The 24,591-nt window shown below is 69.0% G+C and carries 25 protein-coding genes; 4 read left to right on the top strand and 21 right to left on the bottom strand.

Features of this window, described 5'->3' with window-relative positions:
* Positions 1-133: 133 nt before the first annotated feature.
* From ACOJUJ_RS09680 to ACOJUJ_RS09580, 21 genes are all read right to left on the bottom strand, one after another.
* Positions 134-1,522 carry an ABA4-like family protein gene (locus ACOJUJ_RS09680; RefSeq protein WP_420126661.1) on the bottom strand — a complete coding sequence of 463 codons (1,389 nt, stop codon included), beginning with the start codon at positions 1,520-1,522 and terminating at the stop codon, positions 134-136.
* A 308-nt stretch (positions 1,523-1,830) separates the two neighbouring features.
* A complete protein-coding gene (locus ACOJUJ_RS09675) occupies positions 1,831-3,396 on the bottom strand; it encodes a hypothetical protein (protein WP_420126660.1) in 1,566 nt (521 codons plus the stop codon).
* Between the two features lie 78 nt (positions 3,397-3,474).
* Positions 3,475-5,373, bottom strand: a complete 1,899-nt coding sequence (locus ACOJUJ_RS09670; protein WP_420126659.1) for a hypothetical protein — start codon at positions 5,371-5,373, stop codon at positions 3,475-3,477.
* An 81-nt stretch (positions 5,374-5,454) separates the two neighbouring features.
* Positions 5,455-6,624, bottom strand: a complete 1,170-nt coding sequence (locus ACOJUJ_RS09665; protein WP_420126658.1) for a PPC domain-containing protein — start codon at positions 6,622-6,624, stop codon at positions 5,455-5,457.
* A gap of 494 nt (positions 6,625-7,118) precedes the next feature.
* Positions 7,119-8,510, bottom strand: coding sequence for a pyruvate dehydrogenase complex dihydrolipoamide acetyltransferase (locus ACOJUJ_RS09660; RefSeq protein WP_420126657.1), 1,392 nt, complete (start codon positions 8,508-8,510; stop codon positions 7,119-7,121).
* A gap of 91 nt (positions 8,511-8,601) precedes the next feature.
* A complete protein-coding gene (locus ACOJUJ_RS09655) occupies positions 8,602-9,582 on the bottom strand; it encodes a pyruvate dehydrogenase complex E1 component subunit beta (protein ID WP_420126656.1) in 981 nt (326 codons plus the stop codon).
* Between the two features lie 3 nt (positions 9,583-9,585).
* On the bottom strand, positions 9,586-10,743 hold the full coding sequence (pdhA, locus tag ACOJUJ_RS09650; protein ID WP_420126655.1) for a pyruvate dehydrogenase (acetyl-transferring) E1 component subunit alpha: 1,158 nt from the start codon (positions 10,741-10,743) through the stop codon (positions 9,586-9,588).
* A gap of 51 nt (positions 10,744-10,794) precedes the next feature.
* The gene (locus ACOJUJ_RS09645) at positions 10,795-10,950 is read right to left on the bottom strand and encodes a hypothetical protein (RefSeq protein WP_420126654.1); all 156 of its coding nucleotides are present in this window, start codon (positions 10,948-10,950) and stop codon (positions 10,795-10,797) included.
* Between the two features lie 25 nt (positions 10,951-10,975).
* A complete protein-coding gene (locus ACOJUJ_RS09640) occupies positions 10,976-11,440 on the bottom strand; it encodes a PIN domain protein (RefSeq protein WP_420126653.1) in 465 nt (154 codons plus the stop codon).
* Positions 11,441-11,446: 6 nt separating this feature from the next.
* Positions 11,447-12,568 (bottom strand): lipoyl synthase, encoded by a 1,122-nt coding sequence (gene lipA / locus ACOJUJ_RS09635; protein ID WP_420126652.1) that lies wholly within the window; start codon positions 12,566-12,568, stop codon positions 11,447-11,449.
* 407 nt (positions 12,569-12,975) lie between these two features.
* Positions 12,976-13,257, bottom strand: coding sequence for a hypothetical protein (locus ACOJUJ_RS09630; protein ID WP_420126651.1), 282 nt, complete (start codon positions 13,255-13,257; stop codon positions 12,976-12,978).
* Positions 13,258-13,374: 117 nt separating this feature from the next.
* Entirely contained in the window at positions 13,375-13,926 is a 552-nt protein-coding gene (locus ACOJUJ_RS09625; RefSeq protein WP_420126650.1) for a Panacea domain-containing protein, read from the bottom strand.
* 389 nt (positions 13,927-14,315) lie between these two features.
* Positions 14,316-15,599, bottom strand: coding sequence for a homoserine dehydrogenase (locus ACOJUJ_RS09620; RefSeq protein ID WP_420126649.1), 1,284 nt, complete (start codon positions 15,597-15,599; stop codon positions 14,316-14,318).
* Between the two features lie 8 nt (positions 15,600-15,607).
* Positions 15,608-16,678: an alpha/beta fold hydrolase gene (locus ACOJUJ_RS09615; RefSeq protein WP_420126648.1), complete on the bottom strand. Its 1,071-nt coding sequence runs from the start codon at positions 16,676-16,678 to the stop codon at positions 15,608-15,610.
* Positions 16,675-17,445: a hypothetical protein gene (locus tag ACOJUJ_RS09610; protein ID WP_420126647.1), complete on the bottom strand. Its 771-nt coding sequence runs from the start codon at positions 17,443-17,445 to the stop codon at positions 16,675-16,677. Before ACOJUJ_RS09610 ends, ACOJUJ_RS09615 begins: the two co-directional genes overlap by 4 nt.
* Positions 17,442-18,755: an O-acetylhomoserine aminocarboxypropyltransferase/cysteine synthase family protein gene (locus tag ACOJUJ_RS09605; RefSeq protein ID WP_420126646.1), complete on the bottom strand. Its 1,314-nt coding sequence runs from the start codon at positions 18,753-18,755 to the stop codon at positions 17,442-17,444. Before ACOJUJ_RS09605 ends, ACOJUJ_RS09610 begins: the two co-directional genes overlap by 4 nt.
* Positions 18,756-19,088: 333 nt before the next feature.
* Positions 19,089-20,240 carry a methionine adenosyltransferase gene (gene metK / locus ACOJUJ_RS09600; protein WP_420126645.1) on the bottom strand — a complete coding sequence of 384 codons (1,152 nt, stop codon included), beginning with the start codon at positions 20,238-20,240 and terminating at the stop codon, positions 19,089-19,091.
* Positions 20,241-20,590: 350 nt separating this feature from the next.
* Complete coding sequence (locus ACOJUJ_RS09595) at positions 20,591-20,791, bottom strand: hypothetical protein (RefSeq protein ID WP_420126644.1); 201 nt, start codon at positions 20,789-20,791, stop codon at positions 20,591-20,593.
* Positions 20,784-20,966 (bottom strand): hypothetical protein, encoded by a 183-nt coding sequence (locus tag ACOJUJ_RS09590; protein WP_420126643.1) that lies wholly within the window; start codon positions 20,964-20,966, stop codon positions 20,784-20,786. Before ACOJUJ_RS09590 ends, ACOJUJ_RS09595 begins: the two co-directional genes overlap by 8 nt.
* Positions 20,967-21,272: 306 nt before the next feature.
* On the bottom strand, positions 21,273-21,470 hold the full coding sequence (locus tag ACOJUJ_RS09585) for a hypothetical protein (protein ID WP_420126642.1): 198 nt from the start codon (positions 21,468-21,470) through the stop codon (positions 21,273-21,275).
* On the bottom strand, positions 21,470-21,946 hold the full coding sequence (locus ACOJUJ_RS09580; protein WP_420126641.1) for a type II toxin-antitoxin system VapC family toxin: 477 nt from the start codon (positions 21,944-21,946) through the stop codon (positions 21,470-21,472). The genes ACOJUJ_RS09585 and ACOJUJ_RS09580 overlap by 1 nt, the downstream gene beginning before the upstream one ends.
* Positions 21,947-22,276: 330 nt before the next feature.
* On the opposite strand from ACOJUJ_RS09580, the gene ACOJUJ_RS09575 reads away from it, so the two are divergent.
* The 4 genes from ACOJUJ_RS09575 (at position 22,277) to ACOJUJ_RS09560 (ending at position 24,517) form a co-directional block, all read left to right on the top strand.
* Positions 22,277-22,765 (top strand): YybH family protein, encoded by a 489-nt coding sequence (locus tag ACOJUJ_RS09575; RefSeq protein ID WP_420126640.1) that lies wholly within the window; start codon positions 22,277-22,279, stop codon positions 22,763-22,765.
* A gap of 98 nt (positions 22,766-22,863) precedes the next feature.
* Entirely contained in the window at positions 22,864-23,493 is a 630-nt protein-coding gene (locus tag ACOJUJ_RS09570; RefSeq protein ID WP_420126639.1) for a hypothetical protein, read from the top strand.
* 56 nt (positions 23,494-23,549) lie between these two features.
* Complete coding sequence (locus tag ACOJUJ_RS09565; protein ID WP_420126638.1) at positions 23,550-24,020, top strand: PilZ domain-containing protein; 471 nt, start codon at positions 23,550-23,552, stop codon at positions 24,018-24,020.
* The gene (locus ACOJUJ_RS09560) at positions 24,017-24,517 is read left to right on the top strand and encodes a carboxypeptidase-like regulatory domain-containing protein (protein ID WP_420126637.1); all 501 of its coding nucleotides are present in this window, start codon (positions 24,017-24,019) and stop codon (positions 24,515-24,517) included. Before ACOJUJ_RS09565 ends, ACOJUJ_RS09560 begins: the two co-directional genes overlap by 4 nt.
* The last annotated feature ends 74 nt before the right edge of the window (positions 24,518-24,591 follow it).

Raw genomic sequence — 24,591 nt, 5'->3', positions numbered from 1 at the left:
TCGCTCCCATCCCTCGGAACCGCGCCACCCCTCAGCCCCCACCACCCCTCCCCCGATGTTGGGGGAGGGGTCGGACGCCGTCGCGAGGAACGAGCGAAAGGCCGTCCGGGGGAGAGGGCTCGCCGCGGCGCGCCTACAGCGCCGCCTGCACCCGCACCGCACCCGGCGCCGCCGTCCCGCCGCCGCGCAGCCAGGTGCGCGCGGCGAGAGCGGCGACGGCGGCCCAGGCCAGCAGCGATGCGACGGTGATGGCCGCCGCGGGCGTAAAGTCCGTCAGCGGCCGCCCCTGCGCCGTCTGCCAGGCGATGGCCGCGCACGCCGCAAGCCACGCGGCCCCCGCGGCGTGAATCCAACCCCGCGCGCGCTCCGACGGAACGCCGGCCCAGGTGAGCAGGATGGCAACCAGCGGCAGCGCCTGCAGACCGTGAAAGCCCGCCGCGTGCAGCGGCAGGATGCTCGCCTCGCCGGCCCGCGAACCCGACACGGCGCTCATCCAGAACCCCGCGGCAAACGCGCCCATCGTCGCCAGCGCGGCGTAGCGCAGGGAAAGGAGAAGCGGGCCGTCGGCGCCGTCCATCCGCCGCGCCAGCACCTTCCAGGCAAGGATGATGAAGCTGACGATCATCCCCGTCGCGGTGAGAAAGAAGACCCCGCCCAGGATCTGGTCCGTCACGCTTCCCACCCTGGTGAACCGCGGATCGATGCCGCGCGCGATCTGCACGTTCTCCATCCCGTACGCGTACAGGCTCAGCAGCGCCAGCGACACACGCCAGGCCCACACCCCGCCGCGCGAGAACTTCGCCAGGGGCACCAGCAGCACCAGCGTGAGCAGATAGATGCCGACCGCAACGTCGAACGCCATCGCCTTGCGCAGGTGCCCCTCCGCGCCCACCAGTTCCGTCCCCCGCACGCCGATCGCGATGGCGCACCCCATGCCCAGCAGCAGCCCCAGCACGCCCGTGGCCGTCAGCAGCCACTCGCGGCGAAAGACGCCCAGCACGCCCGCCGCCGAAGTGCGCACGGCGGCCGCCACTCCATCCGTCGCGGCGACGCGGCCCACGGCGGGCTCCGTCTCTGCCGGTACGGCCTGGCGCTGGCGGCGGCTGCGGCTCCAGGCGCGCAGCAGGTAGTATCCCAGAAATCCCACCGGGCCAAACATCAGCGTGAAGAACAGCAGCACCGACTGCACCGGCAGCGGCACGTACCGGTGCTCCATGTTCTCCCGGTAGATCATCAGCGCCACCAGCTGATCGAACGCCAGGATGTGGATCCACGCCACCAGCGCGATGTCCGCGTCCCGCAGCACCCGCAGCACGCCCTCCGCGTTGCCGAAGTCGCTCATGATCCCCGGCCCCGTCCGCATCAGCACGGCGCTGATGCCCACCAGGTAGAGAATGGACAGAAAGACGGGGAACACCGCCGTCCGCGCAATCCACCGCGTCACCTTCCACGCGGGAAGCAGGATCAGCAGCAGCCAGCCCAGCATGGCGAAGCCGGCGATGTTGAAGAGCGCCATGTACATCGGAACGGCTCCGGCAGGAGGTGAGGGTATGGATGGATGGCGGGACGCGTGCCGCCCGTCATCCGGAGCGGCGTTTCGCCCCCGCGTACCTGCTGAACGGAGAGAGTACCGGCCGGGTTTCGCGCCCCGTCCGGCGCGATTCTACCGGGTGCGGCATTCGTACTCCAGAAACGATCTCACGCGGAGGCGCGGAGGAACAGATGAGCCGCGGAGGACTTCGGGCGCATCCTCAGCGGCTCTCCGTTTTCCTCCGCGTCTCCGCGTGCGACGTTCTTGCTTCAGTGCACGCCGACTTCTGACGTCCGATATCAGAAGTTGACCGACAGCCGGTACTGGCCCCGGGCTTCCTCCCGGTACGCGGTGGCGTGGATGCGATACTTTCCGTTGGCGGGAAGGGTGACGATCAGCCGGCTGTCCGTCCCCACGCCGTCGTCGTCGTTCTCGCCCAGCATTCGCCAGCCGCCGTCCGGCTGCTCCGCGAAGACGCGGACCAGGGGATCGAAGTCGTTGGAGCGCAGGTCGATCTTCAGCGTGTTCCCCTCGCTCCCCAGCATGGTCCACACGTCCAGCGGCATGCCGTCTTCCCCCCGCTCGTCGCCGTCCTCCAGCCGCCCCACCGACGTGTGGCCGACGGTGAGCGTGCCCGGGGGCGCCCGCGCCTCGATGTCGGCGTGGATGTCGGTGGTGCCAAAGAGCGAGTAGGCACCGTCGGCCCCCGCCGCGAAGGTGCCGGCGCGGATCTCGTACTCCGCCTGTGCGGGAAAGGTAATGGTCAGCTCGCTCTGGGTGCCGCCCCCACCGTCGTCGTCGCGGGCCACCTCGCGCCACACCCCGTTCTCCCGCACGCCGATCCGCAGCACCGCGTCGAACTCCTCCGACGCCAGCTCGAAGGTGGCCGTCTCCCCCGCCGACGCGAAGTAGCGCCAGGCGTCGTAGAGCGCGCCCTCCTCGCCCACGGCGTCCCCCGCCGCCAGTTCGCCATCCTTGCCGCGGCCGGGCATCAGGATCGGCAGCTCGTCCATGGGCACCAGCGGCGTGGCCGCGACCGCGCCGCCACCGCCCGCGCCGCTCGCCGCGGTGAGGGTGTAGGTGCCCGTCGCATGCTCCCGGTAGGCGCCGGCGTGCACCTCGTACTCGCCGCCTTCGGGAAGCGTGACGGTGAGCTTGCTGTCCCCGATGGCGCCGGCGTCGTCATTGGCCGCCACCTGCCGCCAGCGGCCGTCCACCCGCCGCCCCATGCGCAGAAAGGTGTCGAACGAGTCCGAGCTCATCAGGATGGTGAGCGGCTCGCCCGCGGTGCCGCGGTAGGTCCAGACGTCGTAGTACGCGTCTTCCTCGGGTGGCCTGCTCCCCTCCGCCTGCGCATCGCCGCGCGTCAGCACGCCGGACGCCGTGATCCCGGGAAGAAGGCGGCCGCCGCCGGAGTTGGCCAGCGGCGGCGGCGCGTCCGGATCGGGCGGCGGCGCCTCCGTTTCCTCCACCTGCAGCGTGTAGCGCCCCACCTCACCCGCTTCGTAGGTGGTGACGCGGATCACCATCGGTCCCGCGTCCTCCACCGGCAGCAACAGCTGCGCGTCGCCCTCGCCGGCGCCGTCGTCGTCCCGCTCGCACAGCTCGCAGTCGTCCGCGTACTCGTCATCCTGCGGCCCCGCCCACAGGTACGCGTCGAAGTCCTCCGAACGGAGCGTGATCCGGTAAAAGCGCCCCGCCTCGCCCGCGAACACCCAGGCGTCGTAGCGCTTTTCATCCATCCCCACGGAGTCCGTGGCCGCCAGCTCGCCCGCGACGCTCCGGCCGACGGCGATGGGCTGCTGCGCGACGGCGGGCGCGGCGGCGAGCAGGAGCAGCGGGGCGAGGCGATCGAAACGAAGCATCGAGCGATTGGGAGATCGGAAGGGATGCGGAAGCGCGACGGACCGCGCGGCGGATGCGCGGCCCGTAGATGCGCCGGGTCAGAAGAAGCGGGGGCTTTCCAGGGTCAGCGTGTAGGCGCCGGTCTCTCCCGGACGGTGCGAGCGGGCGCGGATGCAATATTCGCCGGCTTCGGGAAGGGGGATGACGAGCACGGCGTCGCGGGTGTCGGCGGAACCGTCCTCCTCCTTCAGCAGCTCCCACTCGCCATTCACCATCCGCCCCACCTGCACCAGCGCGTTGAAGTCGCCGGAGCGAAGGGTGACGGTCACGGTTTCGCCCTGTCGGCCGCGGAACGTCCACTCGTCGTGGTGCGAGCCGTCCGCGCCGCGCGAGTCCGTCTCCTCCAGCCGTCCGCGCAGCGACTGTCCGGCGGAGATGGGCGCCGGCGGCGTGCCGGCGTCGAAGTCCCGCGCGAGATTCGCCACCAGCGTGTACGCGCCGCCCGCGCCGCGGCGGGACGTGGTGACGCGGACGCGGTAGCGGATGTGGGGGGACACGTTGTACGTCACCCGGCTGTCGGCTCCGGCCCTGCTGTCGTCGTCCCTCACCGTCGTCCACACGCCGGTTACCAGGCGCGCCTGTATTTCCACCACCGGATCAAAGTCGTCGGAGCGCAGCTGGACGGTGGTCAGTCCCTCCGCCGCCAGGGTGTACACATCCTCGAACACGCCCGTTTGCCCGACCGAGTCGCCCGGCTCCAGGCGCCCGGAGCGCGTCTGGCCGGGAATGATGGTGGGATCCGGCAGGCGCACGTACCGTTCGCGGGGGGTGCTGGCGTTGGGGGCGAGCACGTAGGCGCCGGTTCGCCCCGGGCCACGCGTTCCCACGCGCACCTCGTACATGCGCCGCGGAAGGGCGACGACAAGCTCGCTCCGCGAACCCCGGCCCTCGCCGCGCGCCACCTCGCGCCACACGCCGTTCTCGCGCACGCCGATCCGCAGCACGGCGTCGATCTCCGCCGTCAGCAGCTCCAGGACCATCGTGTCGGCGTAGGAGTGATTGTAGCGGTACCCGTCGTAGAACGTGCCGTCGTCCGCAACGGAGTCACCGGCCGCCAGCTCCCCCATGAACTTGAAGCCGGAGACGATGTACTGCGGTTCCGCCATGGTGGGGGCCGGCGGCGGTGCAGACGCCGCCGGGTCGTTGGCCGTCAGCGTGTAGGCGCCCGTCGCTCGCTCGCCAAAAGCGGCGGCGTGCACCTGGTACTCGCCATCCGCGGGAAGGGTGACCACCACCCTGCTGTTCCTGGTCACCACCCGTTCGTCGTCGTCGTTGCTGGCAAGCGGCCGCCACCGGCTCCCCTCCCACCGGTACACGCGCAGAAAGGCGTCGAAGTCGTCGGAGCTCAGGGAAAGGGTGAGCGACTCGCCCGCCCGGCCGCGGTACCTCCACACGTCGTACCGCGAGTTCTGCTCGGCCGGGTTGTACGGTGCCCGCCGGTCTCCCTCCTCCAGCACACCCGTGGCGGCCACGCCGGACTGCAGCACGCCGCCTCCCCGGCTGGCGGGCGACGGCTCCGCGCCAGGGCCGGGCAGCGCCTCTACCTCCTCCACGGCAAGGGTGTAGCCCCCGGACTGCCCCGCTTCGTACGTGGTGACGTGGATGACCCGTGCGCCACCGGTCCCCGCGTCCATCACCACCCGCGCGTCGCTGGACTCCCAGTCATCGTCCGTCTGGCAGGGATCGCAGTCGCCGCCATCCGCCGGTCCCACCCGCAGGTACGAATCAAAGCCTTTGGACCGCAGCGTGACCACGTACGTGGCACCAGCCCGTGCGTTGAAGCTCCAGGCGTCGAAGATCTTGCCGTCCGCATCCTTGCGATCGGCGCCGGACAGCTCGCCCTCGGCGGTCTGGCCTACGGCGATGGGCTCCTGCGCCCAGGCTGGCACGGCGGCGGCGAGCAGGGCGAGCGGGAGAAGACGCAGTGCGCGGTGCATGAAGGCGTTCAGGATGGATGGATGGAAGGATGGAAGACGGACGGGCCGCGCGGAGGGTGCGCGGCCCGCGAAGTCCGCCGGTCAGCGGCGTTCGAGCTGCAGCGTGTACGCGCCCGTCTCGTTCGGCTCGTACGCGCCGGCTCGGATTACGTACTGGCCGTTCATCGGCAGGGTGATGGTGATCTGGCTGTCGGTGCCCTCGCCGGCGCCGTCGTCGTCCGTCTGCAGCAGATCCCACTCGTCTCCGGACATGCGGCCCACCTGCAGCAGGGTGTCGAAATCACCCGAGCGCAGGGTGATGACGTACGTCTCGCCCACCTGGCCCATGAAGGTCCACGCGTCGCGGTAGGAGCCGTCGGCCTCCTGCGTGTCGGTGCTCCACAGCCGCTCGTTCAGCGTCTCGCCCGGCGAGATGGGCATGGGCGGCACACCCGATTCCCGGTCGGTCACCTGCTCCACCAGCAGCGTGTAGGCGCCAATGCCGCCCTGGTCCGCGGAGCGCACGTGGATATGAAACGCGCCGTCGTCCGGAAGCTCCGCCGTGATCTGGCTGTCGGTGCCGCCGCCGCTGTCGTCGTCGCCGTCCATCCCCCTGCACTCGCCGCTCTCGTACTCGCCCAGCGTCACGTAGGTGTCGAAGTCCTCCGAGCGCAGCGTGACCCTGATCGTCTCACCCTCGCGCCCGTTGTACGTCCACGTGTCCATGTACGAGTTGTCCATCTTGCGGTCGCCGCGCGCCAGCGTCCCCGTCACCGCCTCGCCCGCCTGGATCGGCGTGCCCTCGTCCGGTGCGGCGTCGTCGTGCCCCTGGTGCCTCTCCGGCTCCGCGTGGCCCGCATGCTCCTCCGCGACGCCTACGTCCTCCAGGGTGAGCCGATAGCTGCCGATCTGCCCGCCTTCCAGCGAGTTCGCGCGAATCTCGAAGGTTCCGTCCGCCGGCCCGATGAACTCCACCCGCGCGTCGCGCCCCCCCGCGCCGTCGTCGTCGCTCGCGCAGTCGCCGCACTCCGCCAGCGCGCTGGAGCCCACGGAGAGGTACGCGTCGAAGTCGTCCGAGCGCAGCGTGACGCGGTAGCGGTGCCGCGCCACCGCGGCAAAGCGCCACACGTCATAGTGCGATCCATCTTCCAGCACGGGATCGGAGCCGGTCAGCCGGCCGCTGACGCTCTCGCCGGGGCGGATGAGGTCCTGCGCCGCCACGGGCGCCGCGGCCAGCAGGATCACGGGAACGAGATGAAGTGCGCGGTACATGAACGGAGCCGCTCCGTGGGTGGAGGGGAGGGTGCGCGCGGGTGGGACGGCCGCGCGGTGGATTTGCGGCGCACTGCTACCACCGCGGGCGGCAGCGCGTTCCAACGCGTGATGGATGGATGATAATGCGCGGGATGCGCGGCGTCAGCAGGGACGGGGCCTCACCCCCGGTTGGGCCCTCACCCCGGCTCGTTCCTCGCCTGCCCCTCTCCCACAAACTGCGTGGGAGAGGGGCGGAACGTCACGAACACCGGCGGTGCGGTTCCGCTGGTTCTCGGATCGCTGAGGACTGACCTCGCCGCGAAAAGCTCTCGGCTCGCGTCACCCCTCTCCCGCGCAGTTTGCGGGAGAGGGGCCGGGGGTGAGGGGGTCCGCGCGCAGCGCGACGCCGTAAAACCCCGCCTGCACACCAGAACCAGCCGCCCTAACGCGGCGCTGCGGCCCCGCCCGATGGGCAGGACCGCGGCGCGTGCGGTCGGGCGAAGGCTGGCGCGTCAGGCCACCATCAGCATCGGCTCTTCCAGGTACTGCTTGAGCGTCTGCAGGAACTGCGCGCCGGTCGCGCCGTCGATCACGCGGTGGTCGCAGCTCAGCGTTACGCGCATGCGCTGGCGGATGGCCATGTTCCCCTCGTCATCCACCACCACCTTGGACCCAACCGCGCCCACGGCCAGGATGGCCGCCTCGGGCGGGTTGATGATGGCGGTGAACTCCTCGATCCCGAACATCCCCAGGTTGCTGATGGAGAAGGTGCTCCCCGTGTACTCCTCGGGCTTGAGTTTCTTTTCCCGCGCGCGGCCGGCCAGCTCCTTGACCTCCGTCGCGATCTCGCTGACGCCCTTGCGGTCCGCGTCGCGGATGACGGGCGTGATCAGCCCCTCCTCGATGGCCACGGCCACGCCGATGTGCACCTGCTCGTACAGGTGGATGCTGTCGCCCGTCCACGCCGCGTTCACGAACGGGTGCTTGCGCAGCGCCATGGCCACGGCCTTGATGACCATGTCGTTGGGGCTGGTCTTGATCCCCTGGTCCTTGAAGCGCTCGTTGATCCTGGCCCGCAGCGCCATCGCCTCGCCCATGTCCACCTCTACCGTAAGGTAGAAGGTGGGCACCGGGCCAATGGACTGCGCCAGCCGGCGCGCGATGGCCTTGCGCATCTGCGAGATCGGGTGCTCGCGGAAGCGCGCGTCCGTGGACGGCGCCACCTGCGTGCCCTGCGGAGCCACCGGAGCGGCCTCTACCGGCTGCGGCGCCTGCGCGGCGGCCTGCGGCTGCGCCCCGCCCTGCGCGACCGCCTGCTCGATGTCGCGCTTGACGATGCGGCCGCCGGGCCCGGTGCCCTGCACCCCGCCGATCTGCATCCCCGCCTCCTGCGCCAGCCTGCGCGCCAGCGGCGACGCCTTGACCCGCCCGTTGTCCGCGCCCGTCCCGGCGCCCTGCTGCGCCTGCGGAGCGGGCTGAGCCTGCGCCGCGGGAGCCGCCTGCGAGGGCTCGGCCGCAGCAGCGGGGGGCGGTGCCGCGGGAGCGGCCGGCGCGGCGGACTGCCCGCCCTCACCGCCCGCCGCCTGCTGCGCCGGGCCTTCCGCCGCGGCCGGAGCCGCCGCGGGGGCCGCTCCCGCACCGCCGGTGAGCGCCGAGATGTCCTCGTCGGCCCCGGCGATGACGGCGATCATCGTCCCCACGTTGCTGGTGTCGCCGTCGCCGATCAGGCGTTTGCGCAGCACGCCGCTGCCGCGGGCCACCAGCTCCATGGTGGCCTTGTCGGTCTCCACCTCGGCCAGGACGTCGCCTTCCTTGACCTCGTCGCCCTCGTTCTTGAGCCAGGTGACCAGGCGCCCCTCTTCCATCGTGGGGGAGAGCGCCTCCATGTAGACTTTCGTCGCCATCGTCGTCTCGTGTAGGAAGTACGAGAGTACGAGAGTACGAAAGTACGGGTACGTTCGAAGCGTACTCTCGTACTTTCGTACTTTCGTACTTCTACCGGTACAGCACCTGGTTCACCTTCTCCACCACCATCTCCGCACTGGGCTTGGCGGCCTTTTCCATGGCCTTGGCGTACGGCATGGGCACGTCGGCCTGCGTAACGCGCAGCACCGGCGCGTCCAGGTGGTCGAACGCTTCTTCCTGGATCATCGCCGCGATGGTCGCGGTGATGCCGCCGAACGCCCACCCCTCTTCCAGCAGCACCACGCGATTGGTCTTGGCCACCGTCGCCAGAATGGCGTCGGTGTCCAGCGGGCGCAGGCTGCGCAGGTCCAGCACGTCGGCCTGAATGCCGTTCTTCTCCAGCTGCGCCGCGGCCTGCAGCGCCACGTGGATCATCTTGCCGTGCGTGATGATCGAGACGTCGCCGCCCTCGCGTTTGAGGTCGGCCACGCCCAGGGGGATGATGAAGTCGTCATCCTCGGGCACCTCGCCCTTGAGGTTGTACAGCATCTCGCCCTCGAACACGCACACCGGGTCGTCGTCGCGGATGGCGGCCTTGAGCAGCCCCTTGGCGTCCGCCGGGGTGCCGGGGACGACCACCTTGACGCCCGGATAGTGCGCGACTTGGCTCTCCAGCGCCTGCGAGTGCTGCGCGGCAAGCTGCAGCGCGGCGCCGGTGGGGCCGCGGAAGGTGATCGGCATCTTGAACTGCCCGCCGCTCATCGACCGCATCTTGGCCGCCGAGTTGAAGATCTGGTCAAACGCCAGGATGGCGAAGTTCCAGGTCATGAACTCGATGATCGGCCGCACGCCCGTCATGGCCGCGCCCACGCCCAGGCCCGCGAAGCCCAGTTCGGTGATGGGCGTGTCGACCACGCGCATGTCGCCGAACCGCTCCAGCAGCCCCTTCGACACCTTGTACGCACCGTTGTAGACGCCGACCTCTTCACCCATCAGAAAGACGTCGGGATCGCGCTCCATCTCTTCCGCGAGGGCCTGCCCCAGGGCTTCGCGATACGTAATGACGGCCATCGGTTAGCGCTTCCTTCCGTCGAAGTACAGACGCCCGTTGACGTCTTCGGTTGCGTAGATCTCGGTGTAGAGCTCCTCGACGCCCGGCTCGGGGGACTTGTCGGCGAAGTCGGCGGACTCTTCGGAGACGCGCTTCACCTCCTCGTCCATCTTCTCCAGCTCTTCCTGGCTCAGGATGTTCTGCCGGGCCAGCAGGTCGGCGAAGATGCGGATGGGGTCGTTCCCCTTCTCCTTCTCCACGTCCTCCTTGGTGCGGTACACGCCGCTCACCGGGTCCGACATGGAGTGGCCCACGAAGCGGTACGTGCGCGCCTCGATGAGCGTGGGCCCCTCGCCGCGGCGGGCGCGCTCCACGGCTTCCTTCGTGACGCGGTACATGTCCAGCACGTCCATGCCGTCGGCGACGGCGGACGGCATGGCGTAGGCGGTGGCCTTCTGGTAGATGTCGTACAGCGACGACGCGCGCTCCCACGCCGTACCCATGCCGAAGCGGTTGTTTTCCACGATCAGGATCATGGGCACCTTCCACAGCGCCGCCATGTTCAGCGACTCGTGGAACGCGCCCTGGTTGACCGCCGCCTCGCCGCAGTACACCTGGATGACGCGGTCTTCCTTGCGGTACTTGATCTTCCACGCCACGCCCAGGGCGAGCGGAATCTGGCCGCCCACGATGCCGTGGCCGCCCAGGTAGTTCTTCTCGGCGTCGAACATGTGCATGGAGCCGCCCTTGCCCTTGCTGCAGCCGTCCGCGCGGCCGTACAGCTCGGCCATCACGGCACCGGGTGTAACGCCGCACTGCAGGGCGTGCACGTGCTCGCGGTAGGCGGTCATCACGTAGTCGTCGGGCCGCTGCGCATGGATGGCGCCCACCGCCACCGCCTCCTGCCCGATGTACAGGTGGCAGAACCCGCCGATCTTGCCCAGCGCATACGCCTCGGCGACCTTTTCCTCGAAGCGGCGCGCCAGCAGCATGTCGTACATCATCTGGCGCAGCTTGTCGGGCTCCAGCCCCTGCAGCCGCTCTTCGTCGCTCAGCTGCGGCTTGTGCTCGGTCTGCGCTTCGCGGTCCAGCTCGCCGCCGGCATCCGCCGCCGCCTCGGGCGACCGGTCCTCGGCCTCCGCCACGGCCACCGCGCTCTCCTGCGTCTTTTCGTCAGCCATCACTCTTCTCGTTCAGGCCCCGGAATCCCGAAGAGCGGGATTCGGTCTGCGTCAATGAGTCCGCACTTCGTGAAACTTGGGCGCGACCGGAGGTGGAAGCGACAGATCCCGCCGAACATGCTCCGCACGTTGCCGGATATACGCAATCCGCTCCTCTGGCGTCAGCGCTTCGACGTCCCGGTTGATCTCGTCGCGCAGTTCGCGCATCAGCCGGACGCAATCGAATCCTTTGCTAGTCACTTACCACCTCCCGCGGCGTGCGAATCTCAACAGACGGGTAGCCAAGCTCGGCGTTTACCTCGTTATACCCGCGAATCCGCTGCAGATTCACCACGTGTTTGAAGTTCCAGCTCACCAGCACGTCTACGCCTGCCAGAGTTGCGACCGCAATGTGCTGCGCATCCGCCCACATTTTTGGAGGCAGGACCGCGGCGGCGATGTATGCCTTGGCCAGCCGCTCAGCCTCGGGCGTGAACAGAACCGTTTCCACATGCGCGTCGGGCAGATTCGAGACCAGTGCCCGTACCGCGTCTGGTGCGTTCTGCAATTCCGCGACGGTCACGTCCGAAAGTACCAGCACGTATTCGCCGCTTTCGAAGCGGGCAAAGAGTGCCTGTGAACCATCGGCGAACTCTACATCCAGGCATCCGCCAATCGCGGAGGTATCACCGTAAACTCGCAGCCGGGCTTCAGCCATATGTTCTTACAGGCTGCCCAGCTGCACCAGCTTGGGCGCCGGCGGCGTGACCATGGCGGCGCGGAGGGTGGCTTCGGAGATGTCGATCGCCACCTCGCCGTCCACGTCCGCGTCCACGATCTCGGTGATGCTGCCGGGGCCGCCCGCGTCGATGGTGCGCGCCTGCTCCTTGGCGTGGTACGACGAGCGCACCAGCGGCCCGCTCTCTACGTGGCCAAAGCCCAGCTCGCGCTCGCCGATCTCCTTCCAGCGGCGGAACTCGTCAGGATGCACCCAGCGGTCCAGCGGCACGTGGTGCTGTGACGGGCGCAGGTACTGGCCCAGCGTAAGGATATCGACGGACGCCTCGCGCAGGTCCTTCATGGACTGAAGGATCTCGTCCTCGGTTTCGCCCATCCCCAGGATGATGGCGCTCTTGGTGAGCTGCGCCGGGTTCATCCGCTTGACGGCGCCCAGGAACGAGATCGACCGCCAGTACTTTGCCCCGGGGCGCAGCGCCTTCCCCAGCCGCTCCACCGTGTCGATGTTGTGCGCCAGGATGTCCGGACGCGCCTCGACCACCGTGCGCAGCGCCTCCTCGTTCCCCTTGAAGTCGGGGATGAGCACCTCGACGGTGCAGCCGGGGACGCGCTCGTGGATCTGGCGGATGCACTCGGCGTAAATGGCCGCGCCGCCGTCGCGCAGCTCGTCGCGGTTCACGCTGGTGATGACGGCGTGCTCCAGCCCCATGGTCGCGACGGAGTCGGCCACGCGGCGCGGCTCGTCCCAGTCCAGCTCGGTGGGCATGCCGTGGGCGACCGCGCAGTACTTGCAGGCGCGGGTGCACACGTCGCCCAGAATCATGAACGTGGCGGTGCCGCTTTCCCAGCACTCGCCAATGTTGGGGCAGTGCGCTTCTTCGCACACGGTGTGCAGCCCCTGCGAGCGCATCAGGCTCTGCAGGCGCAGGTAGTTGGGCCCGCCGGGCGCGCGCACCTTGAGCCACTCGGGCTTGCGCGCGCGGTGGCTCACCGGCTCACTGCCGTCGGGACGCGGCAGGTTTACGGTGCCCTTGCTCTTGACGATCCCGTTGTCCTTGCCCGCCGGCGCGTAGCCGCGCTGCGGTGCCTCGGGCGCCTGGATGCTCATATGCCTTCTCCGCGGGCAAAAGCCCGCCGTGGATCATCCGGTTGCGAACGCGGGGCGGAGCGCGCGGTAGGCGGCTCCACCCCGACTGTGCGCGAGCCCGGCCGCGGCGCCCGCAATCCGTGGGCCGGGCCGGGAGTCATGCGAATCGCACAAGCTAGCCAGTGATACCACGAATCGCAAACACGTTCCCTTTGATTTTGAGCCGCGCTCACACACCCCGCAAGATTCGTCAGCCTGCCTTACAAATCGAATCCGATCTTGCTCGAAACAATCGCGCCGGAGACGAGCACACACATTGGTTGTCGAACGTCGAGATGAGAGGTGAGGCATCATGGATCTCGGCGACGCAAGAGCAAAGGGGCGAGCTCAGTTGAGCTCGCCCCTTTGCTTGCACGTACTTCGCCTCTTCAATCCGGCCGGGCGGCGCCGAATTCATCGACCGCCATTTCTACGAAGGCGTTTGGCAGGTGCGGAGACGTAAAGAACCCGGTCCTGATCCGGTCCAGGACGGCCGCAGCGAGTGGCTGTCGTGGCCGGGCAACGCCATCCGCGATCAGCTGAGCCAGACGTTCTCCCGTTACACGCATCACCTCACGATATGCAACTGCCGTGGGGTGCCGGATGAACGGATGGTCGCCGACTTCCAGAATGCAGGTCCGTTCAGAGAAGGCGCGGACGGACGTAAGCATCACAGCCAGATACGCATCAGCCGGACCCGATGGACCCCACAGGATGACCCACAGGTGCGGGGCGGGCACTCTGCCGCCGGTTAGAAGGAACGTGTCTCCAGAACTCGGCACCGGAGGCTACGCAAACAGCGACGCGGCGTACGCGGCTTCGTCCCACTCTGCCCGCATATCGGCTACATCTTCTTCGGTGTAGCCTTCGCTAAGCAAAATGTCAGCGGGGTCGATAGGCAGAGACGAACCGGCAGGATCAGTCCACTCCGGGAGCTTGTGCGTCAGCGCAACCAGATCCCAACGGTTGAAATGTCCGTAGGTCCGGAAAATCTCGTCGATCAGCGCCTCTTCGGCCTTCGAAAGCTGATCGGTGGGCACGTTGTCGGCGTTGCGCAGGGCAACCTCGTTGTTCCGCTTTGGCGTGATGTGTTGATCCCAGTATCCCCCTTCGTACATGGGGCGCTCATTGATACGGTCCAGGGTGGCGCTCAGCACTGGACCGTGCGGCATCGAAACGTAGCTGTCGTACGTAAAGGGCGCGCCAAAGCGCGTGAGCGACTCGCGCTCGATCAGGTAAAGTAGCTTGATGAGCTTCAGGTGACTCATCGTGCCGCCCCGGAGGCTAAGAAGCCGGGCTGCCGCCTGAGTCGCCTTGTCTTCGCGGAAGCGTCTACGCATCATTTCCTTCCTCTCTTCAACTCCGCTGAAACACCGGAGACGCCAGATCCGTTCCCCGTGGCCGACTGGGCAGGGGGAACGCCAACGCGTTGTGGCGCAGATGTTTGTGGGAGGCATTGAGAGCGAAGCAGGACGGGGCGGACCCCTCCCTGCGGCGAACAGTATGCCTGTCCCCAACCAGCCTTGGCAAGGACTTTCCAATAATACCGAATATTTTCCGAAAGTAAAGTTCTTGACATAGTCTTTCGCCACGCGTCCAACGCTCGTGGGGGTTTCTCCGCATCCACGCGCAGGACAGCGGGTGAGCCCTGCGCCTCCAACCCGCGGACGACCAGGTCGATGCGCGCCCACGGCACCAGCTCCGTACGCGCCGCGACCACGTCGAACGATCACGCATCCGCATCCACGCGCAGCACGGCGGGGGTGAGGCCCTGCGACTCCAGCGCGCGGACGGCCAGGCCAATGCGCGCCCATGGCACCGGCTCGGTGCGCGCGGCGACCGTGCCGCCCGTCCACGCCATCCGCTCGTTGTTGATGCCGACGCGCGCCAGCGTGTGCCCCAGCGCCTCCTGCGCTCCGCGCCCGCGCTCCACGCCCACCGCCCACGCGTGCGGCCGCCGATCGGGGATCGGCGGCACCGCGGAGGAGGGGTGAACGGCGCGCTGGCGTCGGGCGGCGCGCACCATGTCGCTCAGCAGCGCGCTGGCGGTGGGGCCGCCACCCGCACCCGGGCCGCCCAGCGCAATGCGCCCGTTCCAGCGGCTGTCGACCACCACCAGGTTGGCCTCGTCGCGCGTGCGGGCCAGGTCGCCGCCGGCGGCGACGAGCACGGGCTCCACGCTGGCCGTCACCCCCTCCGGCGTCCGCACCGCCTCCGCGACGATGCGTACGGCGCCGTCCAGCGCGCGGGCGGTGCGCGCCAGCCGCTCCGCGTCGTCGCCCAGGCCCCGGCGGCGGACCTGCAGGCGCGCCGGCTCCACGCCGAACGCCAGCCACACCAGGATGCGCAGCTTGTCCGCGGCGTCCTCGCCGCTCAGGTCGCGGGACGGGTCCGCCTCCGCGAAGCCGCGCGCCTGCGTATCCGCCAGCGCGTCGGGGAACGACCATCCATCCTCCAGCCGGCTCAGGACGTAGTTCGTCGTCCCGTTCAAGATCCCCCGCACCGACGTGATCCCCGTCAGCGACAGCGGCTCGCGAAGGGCGCGGACGATGGGGATGCCGCCCGCCGCCGCGCTCTCGAAATCCAGCCGCCCGCCGTGCCTGCGTCCCAGCGCCACCAGCTCCGGCCCGTGCGCCGCGACCAGCGCCTTGTTGGCCGTGACCAGCCGCTTGCCGCCGCGCAGCGCCTCCGTGGCGATGCGCAGCGCGGGATCGATTCCGCCAATCGCCTCCACCACCACGTCCGCGCCCGCCGCCGCGGCCAGGAACGCGTCCACGTCCGTAGTCAGCAGCGCCCGGTCCAGCTCGCCGGGGCGCGGGCGGCCGCCGTGCGCAACCAGCACGCGCACCAGTTCGAAGTGCAGGCCGTGGCGCTGGCGGATTTCGTCCGCGGCGTGGTGAAGGATGCGCACCAGCTCGCCGCCCACCGTGCCGCACCCGGCCAGCACCACACGCACCGTCCGCGCGCCACGGCGGACGGCGGGGATGCGGATGCGGCTCTCATCGATCTTCAACGCTGCGCTCATCGGTCGTAGGCTCCCGCCCCCGCCGGCTCTGCCGACCGGAGCGCATCTTCGAGGATTTCGGCCACCTGTGCCTGCTCCAGCAGAAAGGCGTCGTGGCCGTGGATGGACCGGATTTCCCTGTATTCCGCGCCCGCCGCCTCCGTCCAGCCTCGCACGTCGTCCGCGCTGTACAGCAGGTCGCCGGGGATGCCGACACCGATCAGCCGTCCCTCGATCCCCCGCAGCGCCAGGCCGATCCCTCCGCGCCCGGCGCCCACGTCGTGCGAGTCCATCGCCCGCGTCAGCACCTGATAGCTGCGGACGCTGAAGCGCTCGCGCAGCTTGCGGCCGTGGTGGTCCAGGTACGCGCCGACGGCCCAGCCGCCGTCCTCCGTCCGCGCACGCCCGAACCGCTGCGCCTGCTCGTCCGCCGTGCGGTACGTCATCATCCCGATCATCCGCGCGATCTCCAGCCCGTGCTGCCCAGCCGCGTCGATCACCCGCCGCTGAACGTGGTTCCACGCGATGGCGTACGCCGTGTGCGCCGCCGGCGCGGCCAGAACGACGATCGACCGCGCCAGCGCCGGGTTCTGCGCCGCCCACTCCAGCGCCACCATCCCGCCCAGCGACCCGCCCGTCACCAGCGCCACCGACGCGATCCCCAGCTCCTCGATCAGCCCCTGGATCAGCCGCGCCTGGTCCCGCGTCGTAATCGCCGGCCCGTCGTCAGATTCCTCGCGTGAAGCCGTCGGCCCCGCGCGCCGTTGCTGGCTATTCCCTATTCCCTGTTCCCTATTCCCTGCAGTTCCCGCCTCCCACCCCGTCCCGTAGCACGAACCCAGCAGATTCGTACACAGCACGGCGTAGCGGTCCGTATCGATCGTCTTCCCCGCCCCGACAGCGTCCGCCCACCAGTCGCCCACCGCGTCCGCCGAGCCGGTGAGCGAGTGAATGACCAGCACCAGGTTGTCGCGCGCCTCGTTCAGCTCGCCGTCCAGGTGGTAGGCCTGGACCACGCCGCGCAGCACCTCGCCGCTCTCCAGCACGAAGTCCCCCACGCGCTGGTACCGCCGCTCCCGCGCGCTCATACCGCCTCCAGCGCCCGGATCGCGGGGGCAACGACGGTCCCGCCGCGCCCGGAAAGCGCCGCGCGGTGGTGATAGACGCGCAGCGGAACCCCGCGTTCCAGGGCCAGCCGCGCGGCCGTGGGATGGACCACGCGGGCGCCGCCCTCCGCCAGCACCACCAGCGCCAGCGGGTCGATCTCACCGATGCGGCGCGCGTCGCCGTGGGCGCGCGGGTCGCGGTCGAAGACGCCGGGGACGTCCGTCACGATGTGGCACTCCGCGGAGCCGAGCGCCGCCGCCAGCGCGACGGCGGAGGTGTCGGATCCGCCGCGCCCCAGCGTGACCGTCTCGCCGTCGTCGCGCGCGCCCTGGAATCCGCTGACCACGGGGACCGTCCCCGCGGCCAGCAGGCGGCGGACGGGCGCGGGGTCCACGTCCTCCACGTGCCCGCCGCAGAACCCGCCTTGCGCCCAGACGCCCGCTTCCCCGCCGCGCAGGCTGCGCGCGTCCAGGCCGAGACTCCGCAGCGCCGCGGCCAGGAGTGCGGCGGACAGGTCCTCGCCCGTGGCCAGCGCGCGGTCCGCCTCGCGCCCGTCCGGCCGCCCGCCGCTGACCGATGCCAGCAGGCGGACGATGCGGTCCGTCGCGCCTCCCATCGCGCTGACGACGACGACCGTCGGGCGGCCGCGGCGGACGTGCGCGGCCACCCGCCGCGCCGCCCGCCGGATGCGCGCGGGCGAACCCAGCGAGGTGCCGCCGAACTTGATGACGATGGGCTCCGCGCTCACAGCCCCACCGCCGCGCGCAGGGCCGCGTCCAGGTCGCGCAGCAGATCGTCCACGTCCTCGATCCCCACCGACAGGCGGATCAGGTCCGGCGTAACGCCCGCCGCCCGCCGCTCATCCGGCTCCAGCTGCTCGTGCGTGGTGCTCCACGGGTGGATGATCAGGCTCTTCGCGTCGCCCACGTTCGCCACGAGGGAGAACAACTTCGATTCGCCGATCACCCTGGCCGCCGCCGCCTCGCCGCCCAGAACGCCGAAGGTCAGCACGCCGCCGAATCCGCCGTCCAGGTACCGCTTCGCCACCGCGTGCGTGGGATGCGACTCCAGCCCAGGGTAGCTCACCCACGTCACCGCCGGATGGCCTTCCAGAAACCGCGCGACCGCCAGCGCGTTCTCCGTGTGGCGCGCAATGCGCAGGTGCAGCGTCTCCAGCCCTTGAAGGAAGAGGAAGGCGTTGAAGGGGCTGAGCGCCGCGCCCACGTCGCGCAGCAGCAGCACGCGCAGGCGGATGGCAAACGCGATGTTGCCGAACGTGGGCGCAAAGCTCAGCCCGTGGTACGCCGGCTCCGGGTCCACGTAGAAGTCCCGGAAGCGCGGCTCGTTGGCCCAGTCGAACGTGCCGCCGTCCACCACCACGCCGCCGATGGACGTGCCGTGCCCGCCGATCCACTTGGTGGCCGAATGGACGACCACGTCCGCCCCGTGCTCGATCGGGCGGAAGAGGAACGGCGTCGCGAAGGTGTTGTCGACGACCAGCGGAACGCCGAATCCGTGCGCCACGTCGGCGATGGCGCGAAAATCGGGGACGTCCAGCCGCGGATTGCCGATCGTCTCCACGTACACCGCCTTCGTGGTCTCGTCGATGGCGTCCGCGAACGCCTGTGGATCGTTCCCATCCACAAACCGCGTGGTGATGCCCAGCCGCCCCAGCGTGTACTTGAGCAGCGTGAACGTCCCGCCGTAGAGCGACGACGAGGCGACGATGGAATCGCCCGCCTGCGCCAGGTTCAGCAGCGCCAGCGTCTGCGCCGCCTGCCCGCTGGCCACCGCCACCGCCGCCGTGCCCCCCTCCAGCTCCGCGATCCGCCGCTCGAACACGTCGGTCGTGGGGTTCATGATGCGCGTGTAGATGTTGCCGAACTCCTTGAGCCCGAACAGGCTGGCCGCGTGCTCCGGCCCGTTGAACACGTAGCTCGTGGTCGCGTAGATCGGCACCGCGCGGGCGTTGGTGGTGGGATCGGCGATCTCCTGCGCGCTGTGCACGGCGCGGGTGCCCAGTCCCAGCTTTGCGGTCGACTCTTCGATGATGCTCATCTTCGTTTTCCTCGGTGTTGTGTGGATACGGACGAAAAAAGCCCGGCCCTCTCCGTGGGGGAGAGGGCCGGGCGGGGGTCAGATCTGCCGAGTCTTTCGCTCTGGCTTATCTCGCGCTGCCGTGCCGTGTGAATGCACGCGCGCGCCCGTCCGTCTCTCCCGGGGGAGCGACGCACTGACACATGCTGCACATGCACATGGTAAAGGCGGGGCGGATGAACATCGGCTTCAGCTCTCGGTTCGGTCTGCTTCGCTGGATGCGCGGCGGCGTGCCGCGCGTCCCTGGTTTGATCGTGGCTCGCCCGGGCGCTCCCGGTCAGGCCATCCGTTCGCTCAGCGCGCCTGCTCCCAGGGAAGCTCCGACTTGCCGAAGTGGCCGTAGTTGGTCGTCGAGCTGTAGATGGGCCGCAGCAGGTCCAGCCGCTCGATGATGGCGCGCGGGCGGAAGTCAAAGCCGTTGCGAACGAATTCCGCCGCCGCCGCCGCGTCGCCGGTTCCGAAGGTGTCCACCTTGACCGACACCGGCTGCGCCATGCCGATGGCGTACGCCACCTGCACCTCGGCCCGCCGCGCCAGCCCCGCCTTGACGATCTCGCGCGCCACGAAGCGGCAGAAGTACGCGCCGCTGCGGTCCACCTTGCTGGGGTCCTTGCCGCTGAACGCGCCGCCGCCGTGGCGGCCCGCGCCGCCGTACGTGTCGACGATGATCTTGCGCCCCGTCACGCCCGCGTCGGCCGACGGGCCGCCCTGCACAAAGCTGCCGGTGGGGTTGACCAGGATCTTCAGGTCGTCGTGGTACCAGCCGCCCAGCGCCTCGGGGATTACCGACGTGGCCACCAGGTGCCGGATGGTGTCGCGGTCCACCTCGGCCGTGTGCTGCGTGCTGACCAGCACGTCTGTCACCGCCACCGGCGTGTTGCCCTGGTACGCCACCGACACCTGCGTCTTGCTGTCCGGACGAAGCCAGTCCACCGCGCCCGCCTTGCGGTGCCCGGCCAGCACCCGCGCCAGGCGGTGGGCCAGGAGGATGGGCAGCGGCATCAGCTCCGGCGTCTCGTCCGTCGCGTAGCCGAACATGATCCCCTGGTCGCCCGCGCCCTGGTCGCCCGAAAGGCTGGTGTCGGCGTCCACGCCCTGCGCGATCTCGGCGGCCTGGGCGCTCAGAAAGGAGATGATGTTGACGTCGTCGGCGCGAAAGGGCTGGTCCGCGTCGGTGTAGCCGATCTCGCGGATGGTCTGCCGCACCACCGCCTCGTGGTCCACCTGCGCGTTGCTGGTGATCTCGCCCGCCAGCACCACGTTGCTCTCCTTGACCAGCACCTCGCACGCCACGCGGCTGGCGGAGTCCTGCGCCAGGTGCGCGTCCAGAATGGCGTCGGCGATGGCGTCGCACACCTTGTCGGGGTGGCCTTCGCTCACCGATTCGGAGGTGAACGTGTAGGTCACGGCGGCCGGCGCCTCGATCTCGGTCAGGATGGTGCTCATCAGGGTTCCCATGCGTGTAGGGTGGGACCGACGCAAAAAGGGCTTGCCGTCGATCAGGACGGCAAGCCCGTGCGACGCTTTAGGCGATTCCCAGTTGCTGGTGCGAGCCCGCCAAGCTGTCGGTCAAAGCGCTCGCACCGCCCGGGGTTGCCCCCGGGCCGGGATACAGTCATCTCAAACACGAAAACGGGGCCTCGCGCAGCATGTTCCGCTGCGGAGGCCCCGCGAGCGGTTTAGCACATTTATAACGCGGAGCAATCGCTGCAACTCGCCGCGGCACCCTTGCAGGTGCGGCCGAAACGATAACGGAGGATCGCGGAAGGCGCAACCCCGATGATCTCCGCCGCCCGTCAGGCGGCGGATTTGTCCTGGTCGCCGCGGGCTCGTGGGTCCCAGAACCGGTGGGCATGACGCTTCTGGATCTCCATGTAGTGATCGAAGAGCTTGTCCAGGTCGTCATCGTACCGGGCAGAAATCTGCCGGCGGATCTCCCGGACTTCCTCGATCACGTCATCAGCCTCAGTCCAGGACTCATCGATGGGGTCACACATCAGGTCCTCCGGTCGTGGAATCGTCAGTCCGCTTCGACTTGGGCTGGTCGATCCGACGATCACCATACCGCTTCTGACGCTCCATGTAGTGCTCCACCAACTCCACGGGATCGTGATCGAACCGTGCCGAGATCTGCCTGCGGATCGCCCGAACCTCCTCGACGGCGTCGTCCACGGCAGTTGAGAGCTTCGAAATTATGGGTTCTCCTGAACACGCGTCAGAATGCATGGTCTACGAGTCACACGACGAAGGCCTGTTTCGCAACGTCTTCGGATCTACCAGCCGGTCCCCGTGCCGCTTCTGGAGTTCCATGTAGTGCTCCGCGAGCCTATCCAGATCGTGGTCGAACCGTGCCGATATCTGCATTCGAATCGCCCGAACTTCCTCGATCGCGTCATCGGCGGCCGTCCAAGGTTCGTCTGATGCGTCGTTCACCGAACCTCCTGTGCGGGGTATGCGCCATCAGACCTGCGAATGTCGCTATGCCGCCGGTTTCTCATTCCTCCACGTCCGCGGATCTACAAGCCGGTCGGCGAACTGCTTCTGATATTCCATCAGGTACGCCCCGAGCTTGATTGGATCATCATCGAACTGAGCGGAGATCCGGCGCCGAATCTCACGAACTTCTTCAATGATGTCGTCTGCCTCGGTCCACGACTCATCGACGGGATCGCACATCAGCTTCTCCTCAGCAGGTCCTGCGGCGTTACGATCTCGGGAACCGGCAATCCTAGAAAGCGGTTGAGGTGCCGGACATGCGCGAACTTGTTCGGATTCGCAAGATGCTTGCAATTCCACGTCACAATGAAATCACATTTGTAATGAGATGCAAGCGCCAGATGGAACGCGTCACCGCTCGGACGGCCAGGCATCAGTTTGCGTCGGATATACGTGTTGGCGGTATCCGACACCTCGGGGGTGATGGGAACTGCCAGTAGATTGTTGATGAGCGCCAGCCGGAGCGGCACGAGATCGCTGGTGCCGGCTGAGAGTTCCATCAGCACTTCCGGGCTGGTGACGAGTTCGTACGCATCCCGGGCCGAATCCCACCACTCGCGCGTCCAGGCGCGGCGAGTGGTGACGGCCTCGCTGGGGCGAAAGTCGTAGTAGAAATTCGGAATTGTCGTTTCGATATAGGCAAGCAGCTTTGGCATGCGCGCGAAGCTATCAGCGCGCGGAGAAGTCTAGAAAGACCGCGTGCGAACACCGCCATCTGCGGCTCATACCGACAGCATGGCTGACCCAATCGGGGCGAATTCATGACGGTAGAATCTAATTTCCAGCAGATGCCGTACTCCCAGGACGGGTGTACACGGCGTATTTGGATCGCCGCGCGGTGCGTGAACCGAAGATTCGCGGGCTGATAGACCCGGCAGAGGGTCGCGAAGCAACAGAAAGCGATCCGAAGACGTCAGACCCGTGCACCCCGGCGCGTTCGACTTTCCGCACCACATCTCGACCCTTCACATCCGCAGATACGACCCATGCGATTCCTGAAATCCGCCGCGCTGCTGGCCGTCCTCACCATCGCGGCGCCGGGGGTGGCGCAGAACACGCCGCCCGCACCGCTGCCGTCGGTGACGCTGCCGCCGGAGCTGGACCGGGTGCTGCGCGACTACGAACGCGGCTGGCGCGCGGGCGACGAGGCGGGGCTGGCGGCGCTGTTCGTGGACGACGGCTTCATCCTGCAGAACGGGCGGCCGCCGGTGCGCGGGCGCGAGGGAATCCAGCAGGCGTACGCGGAATCGGAGGGCCCGCTGCGACTGCGCGCGCTGGGCTTCGCGGCGGATGATTCCGTGGGCTACATCATCGGCACGTACGGGTACGGCGAGGGCGACGCGGAGATGGGCAAGTTCGTGCTGGCGCTGCGCCGCGCGCCGGGCGGGCCGTGGATGATCGCGGCGGACATCGACAACGCCAGCCAGATGCCGCGCCGGCCCCCCGCGGCGGAACGGCCGCCGGTGCAGCGGTAAACGCGCCGCCATCCGGGGTGCGCACTTGCGGGAACGGGGCGCGGGGGATGGATTGATGCGCTCGCATCGACCGAACCCGGGCCCCGAGGCTGGAGCGGATGGACAGGCAGCTGCTGTACGAAGTGATCGGATACGTGGCGTCGGCGCTGGTGGCCGTGTCGCTGATGATGAGCTCCATCCTGCGCCTGCGGCTCATCAACCTGGTGGGGTCGGCGGCGTTCGCGGTGTACGGGCTCCTGATCCACGCCTATCCGGTGGCGGCGATGAACGGCTTCATCGTCCTCATCAACCTGTTCTACCTGTACCGGATGCTGCGCACGCGGGAGTACTTTCGCCTGCTGAGCGTGGAGCCCGACTCGCAGTACCTGCGGCAGTTTCTGCACTTTTACGAGCGGGAGATCCACCGCTTTCTCCCCGGCTTCGCCTACACGCCGGCGGCGGACGACCTTACGGTGTTCGTGCTGCGCGACATGGTGCCGGCGGGACTGTTCATCGGGCGGCGGGAGGCGGGAGGAACGCTGTGCGTTACGCTGGACTTCGTCATCCCGCAGTACCGCGACTTCAAGATCGGGCGCTACCTGTTCCAGGAGGAGCGCGAGTTCTTTCGCTCGCGCGGGTTCCGCGAGATCGAGAGCGAGCCGGGAAACCGCGAGCACGCCGCCTACCTGCGCCGCATGGGCTTTGCGCCGGGCGCGGCGGCGGACGACCGCTACCGGCTTTCGGTGTGACGGGCCCGCACCTTGCCAGCGGCGGGGCCAGGATCATCCCACGCAGCATGAGGACCGTGCAAGCCACAGCGACCAGCGCCGACCACAACCCGCGGCGCGAGTACATTCGCCACACGGCCGACGTGCCCATCGAGGTGCGGACGGTGGACGGCGGGCAGGCGTCGGCGACGGGGCTGAACGTGAGCCACGGCGGGCTGGCGTTCGTCTCCGAGCTGTGCCCCGCGGCGGGCGCGACCATCGAGATCGCCATCCCCGACGTGGATCCGCCCTTCGAGGCGCATGCGCGGGTGGCGTGGTGCCGGCCGGAGAACGACGCGTTCCTGGTGGGCGTGGAGTTTCTGGACCGCACGGACGCGTTCCGGTCGCGCATGGTGGAGCAGGTGTGCACCATCGAGCGCTACCGCCAGCAGGTGCGCGAGCAGGAGGGGCGCGAGCTGAGCGCGCACGAGGCCGCGTCGGAGTGGATCGGCAAGTTCGCGGGGCGCTTTCCCGTGGCGTCGCCGGCGGCGGAGGGCGCGGAGGGATGACGCGGCGGGCGGGATGGATGGCGGCGGTGGTGCTGCTGCTGGCCGGCTGCGGCGGCGGGGAAAAGGCGCCGGGGCGGGTGGTGGGCGATGCGTTCATGGCGCAGAACATCGACCAGCAGGTGAACCTGGCCAGGCTGCCGGTGCACCTGCTGCGTACGGAAGAAACGCTGGATTCCACGCTGGCGCCGCTGTGTCCGCCGCGCGGCCCGGGCGACGCGCCTCCGCCGGCGGAAGCGTGGGCGCGCGGCTGGGAAGCGCGCAAGCGCATCCTGCGCCCCCTGGTCCTGCGCAGCACGGTGACGGACGACCAGGCGCAGTTTGCGCTGGACAGCGTGGTGCCTGGCGAGTACCTGCTCTGGGCCGACACCGTGCTGAGCGACCGGCGGTGGACGTGGCTGGCCCAGGTCCGCGTCGAATCCGGCGACACCGTGCGTATCAACCTTACCAACGACAACTCCGACGAAAACCCCCTGCGCTGCCGCCCGATGGACGGCTGAGAATCCGGGAACAGATCTCACGCGGAGACGCGGAGCAAAAGAGAGCCGCGGAGAAAAGACAAGGAGGACGCGGG

The sequence above is a fragment of the Longimicrobium sp. genome (assembly GCF_048594345.1).
GTDB lineage: Bacteria > Gemmatimonadota > Gemmatimonadetes > Longimicrobiales > Longimicrobiaceae > Longimicrobium.
Note: the sequence above shows the minus strand (reverse complement) of the source record. Positions and strands in the feature narration are given on the sequence as shown.

Coding starts and splice junctions, on each gene's coding strand:
- ACOJUJ_RS09680 (WP_420126661.1), bottom strand. CDS start 1,522: ATGTACATGGCGCTCTTCAACATCGCCGGCTTCGCCATGCTGGGCTGG.
- ACOJUJ_RS09675 (WP_420126660.1), bottom strand. CDS start 3,396: ATGCTTCGTTTCGATCGCCTCGCCCCGCTGCTCCTGCTCGCCGCCGCG.
- ACOJUJ_RS09670 (WP_420126659.1), bottom strand. CDS start 5,373: ATGCACCGCGCACTGCGTCTTCTCCCGCTCGCCCTGCTCGCCGCCGCC.
- ACOJUJ_RS09665 (WP_420126658.1), bottom strand. CDS start 6,624: ATGTACCGCGCACTTCATCTCGTTCCCGTGATCCTGCTGGCCGCGGCG.
- ACOJUJ_RS09660 (WP_420126657.1), bottom strand. CDS start 8,510: ATGGCGACGAAAGTCTACATGGAGGCGCTCTCCCCCACGATGGAAGAG.
- ACOJUJ_RS09655 (WP_420126656.1), bottom strand. CDS start 9,582: ATGGCCGTCATTACGTATCGCGAAGCCCTGGGGCAGGCCCTCGCGGAA.
- pdhA (WP_420126655.1), bottom strand. CDS start 10,743: ATGGCTGACGAAAAGACGCAGGAGAGCGCGGTGGCCGTGGCGGAGGCC.
- ACOJUJ_RS09645 (WP_420126654.1), bottom strand. CDS start 10,950: ATGCGCGAACTGCGCGACGAGATCAACCGGGACGTCGAAGCGCTGACG.
- ACOJUJ_RS09640 (WP_420126653.1), bottom strand. CDS start 11,440: ATGGCTGAAGCCCGGCTGCGAGTTTACGGTGATACCTCCGCGATTGGC.
- lipA (WP_420126652.1), bottom strand. CDS start 12,568: ATGAGCATCCAGGCGCCCGAGGCACCGCAGCGCGGCTACGCGCCGGCG.
- ACOJUJ_RS09630 (WP_420126651.1), bottom strand. CDS start 13,257: ATGCTTACGTCCGTCCGCGCCTTCTCTGAACGGACCTGCATTCTGGAA.
- ACOJUJ_RS09625 (WP_420126650.1), bottom strand. CDS start 13,926: ATGCGTAGACGCTTCCGCGAAGACAAGGCGACTCAGGCGGCAGCCCGG.
- ACOJUJ_RS09615 (WP_420126648.1), bottom strand. CDS start 16,678: ATGAGCGCGCGGGAGCGGCGGTACCAGCGCGTGGGGGACTTCGTGCTG.
- ACOJUJ_RS09605 (WP_420126646.1), bottom strand. CDS start 18,755: ATGAGCATCATCGAAGAGTCGACCGCAAAGCTGGGACTGGGCACCCGC.
- metK (WP_420126645.1), bottom strand. CDS start 20,240: ATGAGCACCATCCTGACCGAGATCGAGGCGCCGGCCGCCGTGACCTAC.
- ACOJUJ_RS09595 (WP_420126644.1), bottom strand. CDS start 20,791: ATGTGTGACCCCATCGATGAGTCCTGGACTGAGGCTGATGACGTGATC.
- ACOJUJ_RS09585 (WP_420126642.1), bottom strand. CDS start 21,470: ATGTGCGATCCCGTCGATGAGTCGTGGACCGAGGCAGACGACATCATT.
- ACOJUJ_RS09580 (WP_420126641.1), bottom strand. CDS start 21,946: ATGCCAAAGCTGCTTGCCTATATCGAAACGACAATTCCGAATTTCTAC.
- ACOJUJ_RS09575 (WP_420126640.1), top strand. CDS start 22,277: ATGCGATTCCTGAAATCCGCCGCGCTGCTGGCCGTCCTCACCATCGCG.
- ACOJUJ_RS09570 (WP_420126639.1), top strand. CDS start 22,864: ATGGACAGGCAGCTGCTGTACGAAGTGATCGGATACGTGGCGTCGGCG.
- ACOJUJ_RS09560 (WP_420126637.1), top strand. CDS start 24,017: ATGACGCGGCGGGCGGGATGGATGGCGGCGGTGGTGCTGCTGCTGGCC.